This window comes from Gracilibacillus sp. JCM 18966 (genome assembly GCF_055392695.1).
Genome location: NZ_AP043883.1, coordinates 2825164 through 2842633, shown reverse-complemented (window position 1 = coordinate 2842633; position 17470 = coordinate 2825164). Strand labels below are relative to the sequence as shown.

Here is a 17470-nt window from a genome sequence, read left to right as displayed (position 1 = left end):
TCTAAACCTCCATGATATGCTTAATTAGAGATTCTTTATCATAATCCTTGATTAATTTCTGACAGGCGTCTGACATCCTTTTTAATAGAATGGGGTGGTACATTATTTGCTCCAAGGTTGATCCAATCATTTCTTCTGTCACCTCTTCACTTTTCCCTAAGTGATAAATTGCTCCTAAATTTGCTACATGCTCGAGAATTTCGGTTTGATTGGTGGCCGTCTCAATTGTAATAGTTGGAAGATGGAGATAGCATCTCTCCCATGTCGTTGTTCCACCTGCTCCAATCGCTAAATCTGCTTTAACCATTAAATCTACTAGATAATCTATTTGAATATGAAACTCACGATCGGAACGAGCAACACAGTAGTCTCTTAACTGTTGTTGAAATGGATTAGAACTACCGATTACCACATCTACAAATAATTTGGTCTTCGGTAGTTGATCAATTGCCTTTAGCACCTTCATCGTTTCATTAGTAGGATCACTTCCACCAAATGAGACGAGAATTCTCTTTAAATTTGAGCTTTTCACTCGCCTACGATGAATCTGTTGAAATTCTTTTCTCAGTAATACAAAATTAATTCCAAGTAGAGTGGTCGCATTCTCTGGTATTAACCGATCATATCGAGATTCTTTATTTGGCAATTCATTTTGATCTAATAAAAGATCGCAATCATGTTTTCTATCGGCTAAATCATCTATTACCATTATCTTTTTTACTTTAGGTCTTATCGCTTTTTCCCACTTCTGATCGATAGCATAATGGTCGATAATTAACCAATCGACGGAGGGATAGACTGATAGAATCTCCTTCGTTTTTTTTACATCCTTCTTCCATTCGGAAAGCATCCATTCAAAGTGGTTGTTATCGACAGATCCTGATAATACCATCACCTCGAAACCGTGTCTTTTAATTTCCTTTATCAGATGACCAGGAAAATCATGACAAATAAAAATAACATTTGCTTGGTTTTCTTGCAACATATCCGCTAAGACAAGACATCTCATGACATGGCCAGTTCCAATTTCTCTTGAGGCATCTGTTCTAATAAAAATATTCAAAGCATCCACCTACTAATCTTCTTTCTGTTGTATACTTGTGTTGATTAATTGCCATTCTGGGTTTTCTTCTAAAACCTTTAACGTATCTGAAAAGGTGAATTTCGGGTTTCTTGGATATATTTCCTCTAAGATTCTTTTGATTAATCGATAATCCTCTATCGTATCCACCGTCCAGCGATGGTGACTATAATTAGTAGAGGATGAGACATTAACAAATGGAAATAAGTCTGGATGGTGAAGCATGTATCTGGTAACATGTTCACGGTCTATTGGATTTATTGCTTCTTGATGTGTCTTTTTTAAGGCTCCAAAACTAAAAACTTCTGTATCTAATCCCCTCGGAAAGGTTCTTTTCAGTGTGTTGGACACAAATCGATAAGGATGATCATGCTGAAGATAGGTTTCAATTACCTTATCTATTTGAAAAGGATCGATTAAAGGACAATCCGCTGTCAATCGTACAACGATGTCCGCTCTTGCAATCATAGCAGTGCGAAAATAACGATCAAGCACATCCTCTTCAGATCCGCGATACCATGCAATATCTAATTCTTGACATAATGATATAATTGGATTATCGCCTGAATGACAAGTTGTAGCCACCACGATTTCATCAATTTTTGTTGACCTACCTACCCGTTCTAATTGATATGCTAACAATGGCTTACCAAGAACTTTTTTTAATACTTTTCCTGGTAGTCTAGTAGATCCCATGCGAGCTTGTATGATTGCCACTACCTTCATGTCCTCACCTCAATCAGTAGAAAAATAGGCATGAACCTTTTTCACAGCAGCTATGACATCTTGAATATCCTGTTCTGACATTTTCGGATATAAAGGAAGAGTAATGATTTCTTCATATAGATTTTCTGCAACTGGACATATTCCTTTCTTATATCCCAATTGCTGATAATAGGGATGCCAATATACTGGAATATAATGAACATTCACCCCAATGTTTTCTTTCTGTAATGCTTGGAAAAATAGTAAGCGATCAGCTTTTATTTTGTTTGACTTTAAGCGAATCATATATAAATGCCAGCTAGAATGACCATCTTCGTGTTGAAACGGTGTAATAATAGCATTTAAATCTTTGAACTGTTCCGTATATTGTTTCGCATATGTTCTTCTCGTACGAAGAAATTTGTCCGATTTCTTAAGCTGACTTAGCCCTAATGCTGCTTGAAAGTCGGTCATTCGATAATTAAAGCCAAGATCTTGCATCTCGTAATACCATGGATGATCATGATACAACCATCTGTTTGGATCTCTTGTAATCCCATGTGTGCGAAAGCTTTTTAATTTATCATATAAGGACTTTTGATTTGTAGTAATCATTCCCCCCTCACCGGTTGTAATATGTTTTACCGGATGAAAGCTAAACATTGTCATATCAGCGATGGACCCTATTCGTTTTCCTTTGTATGTCGCACCTAATGCATGAGCGGCGTCATCTATAACCAACAGCTTGTGTTTTTTGGCTAGCTGTTGAATTTGATCATAATTTGCAGGCTGACCGGTATAATCCACGGTGATAATCGCTTTCGTTTTTCCCGTAATGAGGGGTTCTATTCTTTCTGGAGAAATAGTATAGGTGAGAGGATCAATATCAGCAAACACTGGTTTACCATCCAAATATAATATTGCATTCGAAGTGGCAGCAAAAGTCATAGGGGTTGTGATCACTTCATCCCCCTCGTCGATATTTGCTGCATAGCAAGCCGCATGCAATGCTGCTGTACCGCTTGAGAAGGCAACAGCATATTTTGCTCCAACATAATCCGCTACGCTTTCCTCAAAAGCCTGAATAATAGGGCCTGTTGTCAAATAATCACTTCTTAAAACATTACTAACTGCCTGAATATCTTCGTCTTCGATCCATTGACTCCCGTAGGGTAAATAAGCGTCTCTTACTGGCTTCCCTCCATAAATGGCAAGCTGTTCTTTTTTTCTCATGGTGCTTCCTTCCTTATATTAAATTCGTTGATGTAATCCATTCTTCCGTTTTCTTGATCCCTTCCTCTAGGCTATGCATAGGCTCCCAGCCTAATAATTGCTTTGCTTTCGTATAATCACATAATAATCGAGCAATTTCACTTTGTGGATGAATATGTGGTACATGCGTAATACGTGCTTCGTCCTTTACTATTAATTTCGCTAATTCATTAATCGAAATATCCTTGCCTAATCCAGCATTAATGATTTCCCCATCTACATTGGAGGCATATCCTGTTTCGACGACAAACCGTGCGCAATCCTCTACATATAATAGATCCCTTGTTTGTTTTCCATCACCATAAATTTGTAAGGTTTTACCCGCAAGTTTGTTCTTTAGAAAAATAGCAACAACTCCGCCTTCTCCCCCCGTTTTTTGAAAGGGGCCATATGTGTTAAAAGGTCGAATAACAGTAACAGGTAATCCATATGCATAATAGTAAGACAACACCATATTTTCTGCCGCTAATTTCGCACCCGCATACGGGGATGCTGGTTTCACCTGATTTGTCTCCTTGATTCCACTATCATCCATGGCTTTATCGTAAACCATACAAGTGCTCATAAAGATAACCTTTGTTTGATTTTTTTTACATTGTTCTAGAATATTAAAGGTTCCAACCACATCATTAGCGAACGTCGTGCTCGGTTCATCAATACTGTCCTGTACATTAATGCTTGCCGCTAGATGATAGCAAATATCAAAGGAATTCTCGAACAACTTCTCTAGAAGAGGAATGTCCTTAATATCTCCATAGGTTAATCCATTAAAATGATGGTTGGATTCAAATTCTTTAAGGTTTTCCTTTCTACCATTAGATAAATCATCTAATACCCAAACTTGGTGACCGTCCTTTAATAGTCGAGCTACTACCCATCTTCCAATAAAGCCAGCACCACCAGTTACTAAAATATTCAATCAATTCACCTCATTTATTCTTAATCGCTCTTTCATTAATAATTCAGCCATCGCTAAATCTTCTTTTGTGTCAATATCGATAGCACTTTCCCAGTCGAGCTCACAAATTTGATAGTTCTTTCCATAGAAGGTTTTTTCCTTTTTAAAAGCTTCTGCTTGAGCAATCCAAATAGCACCAGTTGGACAATATAGCTCTGGAAGATCCTGAGATCTAGAGCGTAATTCTTCTTCAAAAATTGGCTTCGGTTGATTGTTTTTATCTATATGCAATGCCCACCATGGATTCAGCCATTGATATCTTGTTACACTGATCTGGAAGGCGGTGTTTGACTTCTCAAAATAATTAATAGAGTTGCGAATATCCTCACTAGTCCTCAGTGGACAATTGGGCATTAATTGGGCAATAGTGGAAAATTCCTTCTCAAAAAACTTCTCAGCTTCGATTAATGCACTGAAGGAAGCTAAGCTAACTGGAGATTGGTCATCAGCGTGCTTCTTCCGTAGAAAAGGAACCTCTGCACCATACTTTTGGGATATTTCTGCGATTTTTTCATTATCTGTACTCACGATTATATGATCAAAAAGTTGAGATTCCTTTGCAGCCAAAATAGTCCATGCAAGCATTGGCTTACCATGAAATTCCATTCTGTTTTTATTTGGAATTCGTTTAGAATTGCCTCGAGCAGGAATAATGCAAATGGATTCCTTTACCAAATTGTCCACCCACCATCAATCACCAAATTGTGCCCTGTAATTTGCTTAGACTTATTAGAAACAAAAAAATCTACTGCTCCAATTACATCTTCCTCTGCTAGCATATCACCTGAGGGTGTGAGTTTTGCGTACCTTTCAGCAAATGCTTGATCAACACGGCCTTTAATTCCTCCAAATGATATGCAATTAACGGCTATCCCCTTTGATGCCATTCGTACTGCTAATTCCTTGGTTAAGTGAATTTGTGCTGCTTTGGACACACCGTAATTAATTGGAGATTCAGATTCAAAATCTTCATATAGATGGACATTTGGTGCAACAATCCCGTAGATAGATGAAATATTAATAACAGATCGTAAAACTAATGGATCCTTTTTGGCAAAATGCATGGACCATTCATATGGAACCACAACATTTAGGTTAAATTCATTTAGCCATTGATCACGTGGTGTTTTACCATCAACGATTTGTAGATAATCTCGATTACGAGCATTATTTATTAGTATATTGATCACTAGATTATTTTGTTCACAAAACAGGTCAATGGTTCGCAGTGCGTGGTCGGCTTCTATATCGACAGCTAATGAGTAAAAATGATTGGTATTTTTCAATTTTTCTCTCATGTCTGTAAGCTTTGCTTCATATCTCGAGGTGGTTAGCACCTTGTATCCATTATTTAAAAAGTGTTGAACAAGCTGAAATCCTACTTTACCAGTACCTCCAGTAATGAAAATCGTTTCTTTCATAGATTAAATCCCTGCCTCAATAAATTCGACTGTTTTTAACATTTCTTCATGAGAAAGTGGAGCTTCCTTTCTCGTTACAATACCGATAAATTTCTCTAATGAAGACTTAAATGCAAGAAAAGTGTCTTTCATTTCCAGCTCCATATAGTCATCTGTACCAATCAGTGTAATTCGAAATGGTAAATATATTGCTTCCTCTACTACTGTTATATTAATTAATACATCGTCTTGTGTTAGGTAATTTACATGAACAGCGCCATCAGATTTCGTTACAGTGGATGATTGAATGAGATGGTGATAGCCGATCAAGCGCAAAATTGGATCTATCACATGGATTGCATATTTCTCCCACGACTTCATCACAACAGCATGAATTGATTTGATCTTTCCAACCCTTTTTAATCTATCTTTTGCTAGATTATATTCAGTGGCATATTTAAGGGCAGAGCAAGAAAAGATTTGGCCTTTTTCCTTTTCCTTTAGTAAAATTTCTTCTGCCTTTTTCCGATGAATCGCTAACGGCTTATCGATATAAATAGGAAGGCCTGCTTCGATAAAAATCTCACTATTGATAAGATGATTCTCATAATCATCTCTCGCTAACAGAATAGCGTCCACCTTTCCAATCATTTCTTCCTTTTTATCTACAATATGCGCAATGTTAGCTGATCTAGCAATGTGTTGAGAAATTGTTCTATCCTGTGTCCAAATATGGGTTACTTTCGCACATTTGATCGCATCATCTGGGAATTTTTTTTCACTCAAATATTGAGGTATGGTAGGGAAAGGGCAATCTTGCATATATTCTGGATCATAGCCATTACAGATCGCTGACCAAGAATAGGGATGACCATTTCCCTCATTCATACCAATTATTCCGAGCTTTAGCATTTTTACCATCTCCTTGGATCAATCAAATCTATATCTGAGAGTTGAAAGGAATCGAAAAGAATCTTCCTGTCATCTAATGCTTCAAATGACGCCACGATTTCTTCTAGTTGCTGCAGGTGGTTAATACCAACTAATATATGATCAATTTCATCGATTTGTGAGACAAACTTTAAGGCTCCATCCAGTTTTGTCATTTGGTACTTATCTAGAAAGGCCTTTAGTTTTTGGTTATAAGGTATATAACGATGGAATTTTTTGGGTAGCATATGTTCATCTGCAAGTAAGATACCTTGGAGAAAGATCGATCTAGCATGAATTTCTATATCTTTATCTTTTATTTTTCGCAATGTTCCAGAGTGAAGTAAGCGTTGATCATAGAGATTGATCGGAATTTGAAAGACATCCAAATCATAATTTTCTAGTAAAGTGGAAACCATGTCTTCGTCATAGATCGATACACCTATTTTCTTGATTAGCCCCTCCTCTTTCCATCCTTGAAGTAGCCGAAACAATTTATCACCATTTGCTACTATTAGATTTTGGACATTATGAACAAAAATTCCTTCGATTTGATTTACTTTTAATTTCTTCAAGGATTGATAAAAGCTTGCTTTAATCTGTTGTAGATCCACATTTTTTATAGATTCTACAAATATATGAGGGGTTTTAGAATAAATAGTAAAATAGTTATCTGTGATGATTTCTCCTAAAACTTGTTCACTCTTTCCGTAATCGGCTGCTGCATCGAGAATATGAATATTATTATTTCGGCAATATTGTAGTATTTTTTTCACTTCCTCTTTAGAGGTCCGGCCATTTAAATTAGTGATTCCGTAGTCTAAGCCGAATTGCGCAGTACCTATGATTAGGTCAGATAAACGGCTAATCATAAAACCACCCCTTTCCTGAGTGAACGAAAAAGAGTGAACATTCCTTCTTTTCTTTAGGATTACATCCATCATATTCGTTCAATTTAAGAATATACATGTTAAAAAGGTGTAAATTTACCATTCATTAATTCATATATCAATGCTTTCAACCTTTTCTCTGAAATACCCTTGTATGGGTATGCATAGCGCAAAAATTGCTCTCGCTTATTCTTTGCATAGCTTTTCCAGTGCGGTGTTGTAAAAAATAAAGTAACTAATTTGGCAAGCTTACGGGGATCCTTTTGAACCATTTCATTTAATGGGTTATAATAACCGGTATAATTTGGGAATGAATTATCGAGAATAAAAACAGGTTTATCTGCTAACATGGATTCTAGTGCAACGGTTGAAGTATAGGAAACAACACAATCTACATGTGGCAATATATCGTATAGACTACTGATTTTAGAGGAAGAGACGACTGGAAATTCCTTTGTTAATGGATGGGCATCCTTTCCAGGTATATCTTTAATAAGAATATTGACATCCAACTTTTTGGCATAGATAGTTTTTAAGAATAGCCTCCACTTCTCAATTTTTTGATTTTCACGGACAACAAGCATAATTGTTTTCTTTCTTGGATCCAACCCCAAATTTTGATGGAATGCTTTCCTTGTTTGTTGTGGTAACTGCTTCGCTTGATCAAATCGTGGATGTCCGATAATTTTTAATCCATGTTGATTCACTCCTAATTGCTTATACCAATCTACTTCGAATTGGCCATAGACTGCATCAATTGTTGCTATCTTTGGAATAAAGCCTTGCTCACTATTCATTATTCCATGCTGAAGACAAATACTTGGTATCCCTCTTTCAGCTGCCACTAATGATAGAATCCGACTGATATAACTATGCGTGCTTGACACAAGTACACATGAAATCGGAACCTCATCAAAGAATTGATTTACTTGTTCGATCATTTTAATTGCTTGTGGAATTTTTTTTATCACTTTTGCTTGGAACAATTGATTTTGATAAAAAGGACTATGTTTAGTTGATTGAAATAAAGCCCTTGCTTTATTTTGAACAGCAAGAATCTCTTTTTTATAGGCGGAGGTACGATAATGACAGAGGTTCTTAACTGGTAAGCCAAACTTAATAGTCTTATTTTTTGAAGTGGAAGAGGTAGTGGGATCCGCTACAACGATTAACGATTTAGATTTTTTAAAGGATTTCTCATAAGATTTATCTGGTATTCGGAGAATCGGATCAACGTGAATAGCAATCTTACCATTATTGATTTTTTTCTTTTTAAACCTTTTATGATGTGAATTTACATATTTGGTGAATGCTGCTTGAAATTCTCTTTGATGATTTATTTGGTAGGTTAAGGTATCCGCAAAATTTTCCTGCCCTAAAGCATTAGCCACTTCTTTATTGTTTCTAACTAGGTTAGGAAAGTGTAAAATGTACGGAAGTGAAAAACCTTTATACGTAAGTTCTTTAAACTCCTGTAAAAAATGATAATACAACGACCAGTAATTGCGCATTTTTGTCTCCACAAGATCACCTAGTTTCTTTGAAACATCTTACTGAAGAATTTTGTTAAACCCTTTTGCTTTTTAAAAACACGAATCGTATATGCGCCTAAACCGAGTTCTTTTTCCCCAGTATTTGCTTCGATTTGCTTCATCCCTAAGTTTTCAAAAATCACTTTATAATTCCTTGGAAATAAGCGCCAATTTTTTGCTGTCTCCGCTTCAATGGTAATAAGATAGGATTTCGTTACTCGTGCCATCTCTTTAAATATCCATTCACTTTCTGGATGAATATGCTCTAATACAGCCATGGTAAAGACGACGTGATATTGATTATTAGGTATTTCTTTAATAATATTTTCGATTGGTGAATGAATAATCGTAGCATCTTCGTATAAGGTGGGAAAATTCTTTTTAAGAGAATTCACAGCCTCTTCACTTATTTCAATACCTGTCAAATTCCTGTAGTGATTTTTCATTAAATGATTCAGATTTCTTCCAACATTACACCCAAGTTCTAAGATTCTGTGTCTATTCTCACTATACTTCTGAATATATTCTAGTAATAATTCACTTCTTCCCACTTTATCAATATAATAATCGGATTTACTCACATGCTTCCAATAGTCATGAATTTCTCCTAGGCTTTTACTCATCCAAATTTCTCCTTCCCGACATGAATGATTATTTGGTTAATCTTTTAATTAAAGTTTTTAATCTTTCACCAGAGCTACTTTGAATTGAATACGCTTTGCTTAAGAAAGATTTACGGATTTTATCCGTATAATGACGAAACTTTGCATCGGAAAAATACTTGATAATGATATTTGCCAAAACTCCTGGACTGGTTTGTTCTAATTGATCAAGAAGATGGTAGTAGCCTGTAAAGCCTCTAAAACTTTTATTTAAAACAAATACTGGTTTGCCATGGAGCATTGCCTCTAATCCTACAGTTGAAGAATAAGTAACAACAGCATCCACATTAGGAAAAATATCATAAAGTCCATAGCTTCCTGTTGAATAAACATGTCGAAATTCCTTCGTAAGGATATGTGGCTGTTTGCTTGGATAGTTCTTAATCAAAATGTTCACCTTTAGTTTTCTATCTATTTTCTTGATCAAAATACGCCATCTATTAATATCGTCTTCTCCTCGTAATGCAATCATGACGTTTTTTCTACGAGGATTTAATCCTAACTTTTTATCAAAAGTTGCTCTCCTTACGACTTTTGTATTAAATCTTTCATCAAATCTCGGGTGACCAATAACCTCTACAGAGCCTTTGGGTGCTCCTAAATTCAGATAGAATTCTTTCTCATAATTGCCATAAACAGCATCGACTGTCGCTATTTTTGGTATATAACCAAGTTCACTTGAAATGATTCCATGCTGCATACAAATGGATGGTATTCCTTTTTCAGCAGCTACAATAGAAAGAATTCGACTTACATAACTATGGGTCGTAGACACAACTAAGCATGAGACAGGTACTCTCTTTAGAAAACCAACGGCAGCAGATATTTGTCTAATAACTACTAAAATATTGTTTAATAACCATTTTTGGAAGGCTGGATCGCTATAAATAGGATGATTTTTAAATCCTGCTAATATTTGTCTCGCTTTTTGTTGAGCTTCTTTAATAGCACTCTCGACCTCTCCTGTGTAGTTTTGCAGATAATAGGTGAGCATATTTTGAGTTACACGATAATTCGATCTGGATTTTCCCTTTAGTTTTGATTTGCTAACCCTGACCGTGTTCGTTAGCGGAATAGCCTTCCCTTCCGTTTTTGCGCGGTATGTTCGTGGTGATTGTGTTTTTAGACTTGGCTTTACTTGTTTTTGTTTTGGCCCATTGCTATTAATTAATAGAATCGTTTTCTTACGATCGAAATGACTTTGCATTGTTGATGGTGGAAAGCGTAGTAATTTATCTACATGTAAGACAACCTTTCCATTTTCTACTCTTCTTTTTGGTTTGGTATGTGTAGCAACAAATTGATTAAAAACGGTTTGTATTTCTTTTTGGTTTTGGACATGATTTCTTAAATGTTTGCGATCCATTTTTTCGATTTGTGTTAATAAAGATGGTTTTGGTAGAAGGTAGCTTGGTAAATGACACAAAAATGGTAAAGAAAATCCTAAATATTCTAAACTTTCAAAGTCTTGAAGATAATCAAGATAAACAGACCAATAATTTTGCAAAAAACTATCCATTGGAACCTTCTCCTCTTCCTCTTAATTAAATGAATCCAGCTTTCTTTAATAATGCCCGTAATCCTTCTCGATCTAAGGCTTTTTGACTAGACGAGCTGTAGGTTCGTATATCAGCTTTCTTTGCCCCTTCGTACGCCTTGTTGTTATTCGATAGACTTGGAATGATGTACATATCTTGTAACTCTAATGCTGTTTTGGATTCATCCATTGTCATTAATTCTTCATACATCTTCTCACCAGTTCGAAGTCCTGTAACCTTTACTTCTATACCATCTTCTCTTAATCTATTTTGTTTTGCTATCTCTTCGATTAAAACCTCCGCTAGCAGCCCTAATTGAATGACAGGCATTTTCAAGACAAATACTTCTCCACCTTGCGCTTCTCTTAAAGCTTTTAAGGTTAATTCTGTAGCTTGCTCCAGTGTCATCATAAACCTCGTCATGTTCTTATTTGTCACATTGATTCTTTGGTTGTTTTTAATCTGTTCAATGAATAATGGAATGACTGATCCTCTTGAGCCCATAACATTGCCGAAACGAACACTAGCAAAAATAGTAGACGATTCTTTATTTTTTTCAGTAGCTGCTATCATTCTTTCCGCTAGAAGCTTTGTTGCTCCATAAGCATTGGTTGGTGATATCGCTTTGTCTGAGCTTGTAAACACAACCTTTTTGACATGTTGTTGAGTTGCTGCTTTCATCACGTTATACGTTCCCATCACATTCGTTCTTACTGCCTCAAATGGATTACTTTCACAGACTTCTACTCTCTTCATTGCCGCAACATGTATGACATAATCTATCCTCTCCATTGCTTCGATTAAACTGTCATACTCACGTGCATCTCCGATAATAAAATGTAATTTCTCATGATAATCAAAAGCTTCCTTCATCATGTGTTGCTTATATTCATCACGACTCAATATTTTTATAATTTGTGGATTTTCTTTTAATAGGTATCCTACAAGGCTTGTACCTATAGTCCCAGTACCTCCAATGATTAAAATTCTTTTATTTTCAAAATACACAACATCTCCCTCTTTCATTACAAATTATTCCCCGTACCTTTCATCCATAAGGCCTCTTGTCTTTCTGTTGAAGCCATTTTCAATTTACCAAGTTAATATCCGTTTGTGATAAAGCGAGACTACCATCATGGAGGGTTATTCATTAACGAAACTTAACAGAATGTTTAGTGACTAATATCCGGTCGGACCGCGTTACTTTCACATCCTGAAGTGGTGGTCTTGCGGACGGTTAACTCTGATTTACTTATCTTCACCCATGCTCCTTCCATTTCTTGAGCCTTCCTTATCTTGTGTACTCTAATATATATATTAAAGGGGAGCTTATTAGTTAAAGAGCATGGCCTATATTTTCAACCCATTTTTTAATCCTTAAGCTTTTGAGCAATTTATGTATTTTAACAGGTTCTCTTATATCGACCTATTCCACTTTTTTTGTTTTTCATAAGCTAATCTTAAGCTTCCAAAAAAAATAAAGAGAGGGTATTATCCTCCCTTTATTCATTATCTTTCATTTCATTTGTATCCATGCTTGCATCATGAATTGCTGTGTGATGATTTTCCATTAGCTCCTGAAAGTCATTTAGTTCAGGTGGATGAAAATCCTCCTTCATCTCATGCTTTTTTTCTATAACATTATTATTGGGGAACACAACAGGGCATTGTAATGGAATGGTTGGAGCTGGACATGGCGGGAATGGTAAAATGTCTCTTGGTTGACAGAAAGCCGCTTCAATTTCCAGTGTTACATCAAATGTTGATTGAATGCTCTGGCATAAACGAACATTGACAGTCACATCTAGCTCATCCACCTCTGTCGTTGTGCCAGGGTCACAACTAGTAGTACAAACAAAACAGTCTAAGTCTACATTGATTACGTCAATATCCGTTCCATCGGGAGCACACATAATTACTTGTTCACAGCGAGAAAATTCAACGGAACCGACTTCTACTGTAGCACCACCTAATGCAGCGATTAAGTTCACAAATACCGTTACCTCAAAATTTTTGCGAATATTGACGATTTGGAGAACTACTTCCTCACCATCTATAAAAACGAGTTGGTTCTCTCTGCCTAATATTGTAATGGGATCTGTTTCTGTTGGTGTAACCGTACAACTAACGCTATTAAGGTCTATATCATCACATTCTAATTGTATACCTGTAACTGGATTTACAGGTAAATCTAGATTGTTTAAAGTTAAATCAAATTCTGCTTCATTTAAAATCCAGTCGTAAACTTTTTTCGTATTAATACAAAGAATTTCTTGCTCTCCGTCGACTTGATAACAATTCAAAATATACACCTCCTAAAAAGATTGATCGCTCTTCTTTTCATTGGAAGAGAAAGAGATTAGAGAATTTTCACTTATAGCCTATGATGTAATGGATTAATTGGTTCATACACTCGCTAGATTTTACTCATTAGGTTAAGACTAATCACGATTTGGGCAATCAACCATACGATAGAATAAGAAACATGGAAGGATAATCATTGAAAGGAGATTCGAAATGAATGAAGAGAATGTAAGTGATGAAAGAATAACCGATCCTATCAGCACTCTTCAGCAATCGATCACGCAATTAAAACAAGAGGTTGAATTAATTAAGAAGGACATAGAAGATCTACGGGTGGAGGAGCTATTAAACAAAGTAAACTCCAGCATGAACAAAACGGATAACCAAATTACCGAACTAAAAAAGGATTTGGATCAGCATAATGAACGAATACAGAACCTAAGATCAATAGACGAGCCGGATCTAATAGCTCCTAAGAATAATCAATCTGAGTATCGCCAAATTCAAACGATACTTCATTCCATACACAGAACAAATCCATCTGAGAAAAATCATCATGAATGGAAGCCTTCTCACATCCAACCAGTAAAACAAAAGTACATTCCACCCAGTAATAGCATTAAATTATTCTAGCAATATTTGCTTACGTAATAACTACATGGGCTAATCTCACTAGATGTCCATTGCCTTTTTTTCTAGTTATTGTGAATTTGCCCATTCCAAATTTAACTCAATTTACTATAATGAAATATAAAGTATGAAGGAGCTGTTTTCATGAAGGCAAAGGATAAGTCAGGTAAAAATAGACAAAATAACTCCGAGAATTCCAATTCCAATGAACCAATTGTTATTTCATCCTCTGTTAAGAAAAAAGCAATTATTAGACGTCGTGGAGGATGTTGTTTAAAATAGAGGTATTTATCAGTGGGGGATTGTTCATCCCTCACTGAACTACTTAAGACTAAGTTTATATAAATTAGCAGCTATTGGTACTATTTGATAGGATGTAGAATTGCCTTCAATTTGATCTAGCCTCGAAAAAAAATCTGAAATCTCTTCTCCTGTAAGAGTGAATTTTCGTTTTCTATGTTTTCTATTCAACGAGAGCCGTTTCGGATTTTTCGGTGTAACATGTGATGGTAGTTGAAGATCTCTACAATATTGTAAAATTGAGGTATAAGAATAGCTATTATCATCCCATTTATAAAAGTTGGACAACAACCTACGCTGCTGCTCTTTCTCTTCTGAAGTTAGTATCGACTGAGAGGAAAAAATGTTTTCTAGTATAGAAATAACTTCTTTATAACTTTTTGCTTTCCTCCCTAATTGATTGGGGAGGTCTAATTCTTTTGTGGCAAATGGGATAAAAGAAATAAGCGGTTTATTTAAAAGGAATGCTTCTATACCAGAGGTACATCCATTATGAATAATTACTTGAGCAGCCATTAACCATTTTATAATACTTCCCTCATGGACAACATGGACATTTTTATAGCCAGAGAAGTATTTTCGATAGGAGTTAAAGTCTTCGCCAGGATGTGGTCGTATAACTATGGTGTACTGTGGGAATTTTTTACATAACTCTTCGACTAAATCTAGGAATCTATTATATAATTGCTTAATAAATTGATAATACGTATTTTCCTTCTTTCCCTTTGCTGTATTATATTGAGAAAATCTTGTATTAACAAGAATAAAGTTCCCGTATTGATCCTTTATCGATTGAGCCTCTTCCTCATAGATCGTCCGATATTTGGGCTGTAATAAATCAAATCTTGGGTTACCTACCTCATGACAGCGATTCGTAAGATCTGGATTTGCACTTGTAATGGACCTTTTTTGATGGCTTCCCCAACAAAATTCCTTGGAAACATGTAAAAGAGTATCCCTTCTCATACGATCCATTAAATATGATTTTTTTTGAATTAATAAGCCTTCTTCATCTAACTCCACCACTAAATGTCCATGGTCCTTAGCGTGTGTAATTACTCTTTTTCTAAAACCATGGGGGCCACCTTTAGAAAAAAAGATACCTTTTGGAAAGCTCTCTAAAGCCATTTCGACTTGAATATGATCTCCTATCATGACATGGTATCCTTCCTTAAGCGCATGATAGGCTAATATTAGCTTAGCATCTTGCTCTCTTACCTTTACTTCGATTGGTAAGTATAACCACTTTTCTATACTTTTCACATTCTAACAACCCTTCACGTACCAGTTAATGAAAACTGGTAATCATCTGTAGGTTTTATTATTTGAAAAATGCGTTGGGGTTTCTTTCCATTGGGATATTTAAGAAGACGTGTTCAGCTTTTCTTGAAGTATCGTGATCATTTCTTTGTGTGCCATGTTACTCTCCTCTATCATTTCATCTAAAAGCCTTTCTAATTGCTCGAAATCTTCTGTTGAAATATCTTCTTTCTTTTGAGTTATTGGTTGATTCTCTAAGTGCATGAATAAATAAGTCATGACCATTTGTAACGTATGATTTTCAAGAAAAACAAAACTACGATTGCCTTCATGATGTGTAAAATCCTTTACATACTGATCAAAAAATTGCTTCATCCATTCTTGGTTTCCATTATTCATCCTCTTCACCCTCCCTCAATTGGATGGAGCCATTTATATGAATGGTATTAAGGGAATTTTGCCCATTTGATAGCTCGTCACCATATGTAAAGCCCTGTATACTTTCAGAATAAGTATCCTCAGGATTCCATTTAATTTGAAAATTCGGAAAGGTTAACGTTTCAAAAGGATTCAATATTTGAGTATGGGTTGGCCTTAACCAAAATTCCTGTTTATCTGTCGATTCATTCAAGCGTTCCCATGCATTAGCAACTCGAATTGACTGCTGAAAATTTTTATAAAGGTATTTCCCAGAGAACTCCAATATAGATTCATCGGATAACTTTATACAAATATAGGGATTGATAAGAGGCTTTGTTCCGATATTCTTAATATGATAACTTCCGAGGCAATAATTATCATATCCTTGTGCATGTGTAATATTAAGAGAATAAGTAAAAAAACTAACAATATTTAATGATTGACTCGTATCTAAAGCAGCAATTAAATCTCTGACTTCATTCCATTGGGAAGATTGAACACTCTTCCATTCTTTCATTTTACGCTGTAGTGAATGAATTGAGTTCATGCTTGCACCTCCATGCTAACAGTTTTTTTCTATACATGAGTCAGGATCTTAAAATTACTCGAAAAAAATAAAGAGAGGACTCTCCTCTCTTTATGTTTATGATCTTAGCTTATCTGTTATTACCATTGCTGTTCGGGAAAACAACCGGACATTGCGCTGGCATTGTTGGAGCTGGGCATGGTGGGAATGGTAAAATGTCTCTTGGTTCACAGAAAGCAGCCTCAAGCTCAAGTGTGACTGGGAAAGTAGATTGAATGCTTTGGCAAAGACGAACAGTTACGGTTACATCCAACTCATCTACTTCTGTTGTCGTACCGGGATCACAAGTTGCAGTACATACAAAGCAATCTAAGTCCGTATAAGTTACATTTATGTCTGTTCCTGTTGGAGCACATAAAATCACTTGCTCACAGCGGGTAAAATCTGCCGATCCGACTTCTACCTGTGCTCCTCCAAGCTCAGCCACTAGGTTAACAAAAATAGTCACTTCAAAGTTTTTGCGAATATTTACGAGTTGTAGTGTTACTTCTTCTCCATCAAGCATAAAAACTTGATTTTCTCTGTCTAATACGACAATTGGATCAATTTCGGCTGGAGCAACTGTACAAGAAACCGTATCAAGATCAATATCATCACACTCTAATTGAGTACCTGTAACAGGATTTACCGGTAAGTCTAAATCATTTAGACTGAGATCAAAGGAAGCTTCATTTAAAATCCAATCATATACCTTCTCTGTATTTATACACAGAAGCTCCTGCCCTCCTACTAAATTCTCTGCTTGCATCGTGCAAACACCTCCAAATAAGATTAATGTCCATATAGCCTATGACAATGTGCAGCAAAACGTTTTAGTGAATTAGCGGAAATATCATGATATTTAGGAAGTTAGGTGAATATCATACTAATAGTACTCCGCACAGATGTAACAACAACCATGACTTTCGTAATTCTGAAGAAAATTAGCTTCCAAGAATAGAATAATCCAATTAGGAGTGTAGTTTTTCGATAGTTTATCCATTTTTAGATATGAGGAATTAT

At 35.7% G+C, this 17470-nt stretch carries 19 protein-coding genes; 2 read left to right on the top strand and 17 right to left on the bottom strand.

From position 1 onward, the window contains the following. Position 1: 1 nt before the first annotated feature. The 13 genes from pseG to ACZ5N5_RS13515 form a co-directional block, all read right to left on the bottom strand. A complete protein-coding gene (gene pseG, locus ACZ5N5_RS13575; protein WP_464372651.1) occupies positions 2-1063 on the bottom strand; it encodes a UDP-2,4-diacetamido-2,4,6-trideoxy-beta-L-altropyranose hydrolase in 1062 nt (353 codons plus the stop codon). A 12-nt stretch (positions 1064-1075) separates the two neighbouring features. After that, complete coding sequence (locus tag ACZ5N5_RS13570; RefSeq protein ID WP_109983967.1) at positions 1076-1807, bottom strand: cytidylyltransferase domain-containing protein; 732 nt, start codon at positions 1805-1807, stop codon at positions 1076-1078. Positions 1808-1816: 9 nt separating this feature from the next. Beyond that, positions 1817-3019 (bottom strand): UDP-4-amino-4,6-dideoxy-N-acetyl-beta-L-altrosamine transaminase, encoded by a 1203-nt coding sequence (gene pseC / locus ACZ5N5_RS13565; RefSeq protein ID WP_109983966.1) that lies wholly within the window; start codon positions 3017-3019, stop codon positions 1817-1819. Positions 3020-3032: 13 nt separating this feature from the next. Then, positions 3033-3977 carry a dTDP-glucose 4,6-dehydratase gene (locus ACZ5N5_RS13560; RefSeq protein WP_277678296.1) on the bottom strand — a complete coding sequence of 315 codons (945 nt, stop codon included), beginning with the start codon at positions 3975-3977 and terminating at the stop codon, positions 3033-3035. Further along, the gene (locus tag ACZ5N5_RS13555; protein ID WP_464372650.1) at positions 3978-4700 is read right to left on the bottom strand and encodes an acylneuraminate cytidylyltransferase family protein; all 723 of its coding nucleotides are present in this window, start codon (positions 4698-4700) and stop codon (positions 3978-3980) included. After that, entirely contained in the window at positions 4685-5437 is a 753-nt protein-coding gene (locus tag ACZ5N5_RS13550) for an SDR family oxidoreductase (protein WP_054787862.1), read from the bottom strand. The genes ACZ5N5_RS13555 and ACZ5N5_RS13550 overlap by 16 nt, the downstream gene beginning before the upstream one ends. A gap of 3 nt (positions 5438-5440) precedes the next feature. Continuing rightward, positions 5441-6328, bottom strand: coding sequence for a Gfo/Idh/MocA family oxidoreductase (locus ACZ5N5_RS13545; RefSeq protein WP_054787863.1), 888 nt, complete (start codon positions 6326-6328; stop codon positions 5441-5443). Positions 6329-6330: 2 nt separating this feature from the next. After that, complete coding sequence (locus ACZ5N5_RS13540) at positions 6331-7218, bottom strand: aldo/keto reductase (protein ID WP_054859071.1); 888 nt, start codon at positions 7216-7218, stop codon at positions 6331-6333. Between the two features lie 98 nt (positions 7219-7316). Continuing rightward, complete coding sequence (locus ACZ5N5_RS13535) at positions 7317-8747, bottom strand: hypothetical protein (RefSeq protein ID WP_109983960.1); 1431 nt, start codon at positions 8745-8747, stop codon at positions 7317-7319. 20 nt (positions 8748-8767) lie between these two features. Next, positions 8768-9391 (bottom strand): class I SAM-dependent methyltransferase, encoded by a 624-nt coding sequence (locus tag ACZ5N5_RS13530; RefSeq protein ID WP_109983959.1) that lies wholly within the window; start codon positions 9389-9391, stop codon positions 8768-8770. 28 nt (positions 9392-9419) lie between these two features. After that, a complete protein-coding gene (locus ACZ5N5_RS13525) occupies positions 9420-10949 on the bottom strand; it encodes a capsular polysaccharide export protein, LipB/KpsS family (protein ID WP_109983958.1) in 1530 nt (509 codons plus the stop codon). A gap of 25 nt (positions 10950-10974) precedes the next feature. Beyond that, positions 10975-11976: an SDR family NAD(P)-dependent oxidoreductase gene (locus ACZ5N5_RS13520; RefSeq protein WP_464368470.1), complete on the bottom strand. Its 1002-nt coding sequence runs from the start codon at positions 11974-11976 to the stop codon at positions 10975-10977. A 494-nt stretch (positions 11977-12470) separates the two neighbouring features. Then, on the bottom strand, positions 12471-13271 hold the full coding sequence (locus tag ACZ5N5_RS13515; RefSeq protein ID WP_277680208.1) for a BMQ_0737 family morphogenetic spore coat protein: 801 nt from the start codon (positions 13269-13271) through the stop codon (positions 12471-12473). 214 nt (positions 13272-13485) lie between these two features. On the opposite strand from ACZ5N5_RS13515, the gene ACZ5N5_RS13510 reads away from it, so the two are divergent. Together ACZ5N5_RS13510 and ACZ5N5_RS13505 are read left to right on the top strand one after the other, a co-directional pair. Then, complete coding sequence (locus tag ACZ5N5_RS13510) at positions 13486-13905, top strand: hypothetical protein (RefSeq protein WP_464372649.1); 420 nt, start codon at positions 13486-13488, stop codon at positions 13903-13905. 141 nt (positions 13906-14046) lie between these two features. Next, positions 14047-14184, top strand: coding sequence for a hypothetical protein (locus ACZ5N5_RS13505; RefSeq protein WP_181397458.1), 138 nt, complete (start codon positions 14047-14049; stop codon positions 14182-14184). Between the two features lie 39 nt (positions 14185-14223). Here the strand turns inward: ACZ5N5_RS13505 and ACZ5N5_RS13500 are convergent, their stop codons facing one another. The 4 genes from ACZ5N5_RS13500 to ACZ5N5_RS13485 form a co-directional block, all read right to left on the bottom strand. Further along, entirely contained in the window at positions 14224-15465 is a 1242-nt protein-coding gene (locus ACZ5N5_RS13500; RefSeq protein ID WP_109983956.1) for a surface carbohydrate biosynthesis protein, read from the bottom strand. Positions 15466-15564: 99 nt separating this feature from the next. Further along, positions 15565-15861, bottom strand: a complete 297-nt coding sequence (locus ACZ5N5_RS13495; protein ID WP_054859062.1) for a hypothetical protein — start codon at positions 15859-15861, stop codon at positions 15565-15567. After that, on the bottom strand, positions 15854-16429 hold the full coding sequence (locus tag ACZ5N5_RS13490; RefSeq protein ID WP_054859061.1) for a hypothetical protein: 576 nt from the start codon (positions 16427-16429) through the stop codon (positions 15854-15856). Before ACZ5N5_RS13490 ends, ACZ5N5_RS13495 begins: the two co-directional genes overlap by 8 nt. Positions 16430-16538: 109 nt before the next feature. Then, a complete protein-coding gene (locus ACZ5N5_RS13485; RefSeq protein WP_054787874.1) occupies positions 16539-17216 on the bottom strand; it encodes a BMQ_0737 family morphogenetic spore coat protein in 678 nt (225 codons plus the stop codon). Positions 17217-17470: the final 254 nt, after the last annotated feature.

Bases quoted from the DNA above. Each gene is read 5' to 3' on its own strand.
- ACZ5N5_RS13545 (WP_054787863.1), bottom strand. From the start codon at position 6,328: ATGCTAAAGCTCGGAATAATTGGTATGAATGAGGGAAATGGTCATCCC.
- ACZ5N5_RS13535 (WP_109983960.1), bottom strand. From the start codon at position 8,747: ATGCGCAATTACTGGTCGTTGTATTATCATTTTTTACAGGAGTTTAAA.
- ACZ5N5_RS13495 (WP_054859062.1), bottom strand. From the start codon at position 15,861: ATGAATAATGGAAACCAAGAATGGATGAAGCAATTTTTTGATCAGTAT.
- ACZ5N5_RS13505 (WP_181397458.1), top strand. From the start codon at position 14,047: ATGAAGGCAAAGGATAAGTCAGGTAAAAATAGACAAAATAACTCCGAG.
- ACZ5N5_RS13485 (WP_054787874.1), bottom strand. From the start codon at position 17,216: ATGCAAGCAGAGAATTTAGTAGGAGGGCAGGAGCTTCTGTGTATAAAT.
- ACZ5N5_RS13490 (WP_054859061.1), bottom strand. From the start codon at position 16,429: ATGAACTCAATTCATTCACTACAGCGTAAAATGAAAGAATGGAAGAGT.
- ACZ5N5_RS13540 (WP_054859071.1), bottom strand. From the start codon at position 7,218: ATGATTAGCCGTTTATCTGACCTAATCATAGGTACTGCGCAATTCGGC.
- ACZ5N5_RS13510 (WP_464372649.1), top strand. From the start codon at position 13,486: ATGAATGAAGAGAATGTAAGTGATGAAAGAATAACCGATCCTATCAGC.
- ACZ5N5_RS13550 (WP_054787862.1), bottom strand. From the start codon at position 5,437: ATGAAAGAAACGATTTTCATTACTGGAGGTACTGGTAAAGTAGGATTT.
- ACZ5N5_RS13530 (WP_109983959.1), bottom strand. From the start codon at position 9,391: ATGAGTAAAAGCCTAGGAGAAATTCATGACTATTGGAAGCATGTGAGT.
- pseC (WP_109983966.1), bottom strand. From the start codon at position 3,019: ATGAGAAAAAAAGAACAGCTTGCCATTTATGGAGGGAAGCCAGTAAGA.
- ACZ5N5_RS13525 (WP_109983958.1), bottom strand. From the start codon at position 10,949: ATGGATAGTTTTTTGCAAAATTATTGGTCTGTTTATCTTGATTATCTT.
- ACZ5N5_RS13570 (WP_109983967.1), bottom strand. From the start codon at position 1,807: ATGAAGGTAGTGGCAATCATACAAGCTCGCATGGGATCTACTAGACTA.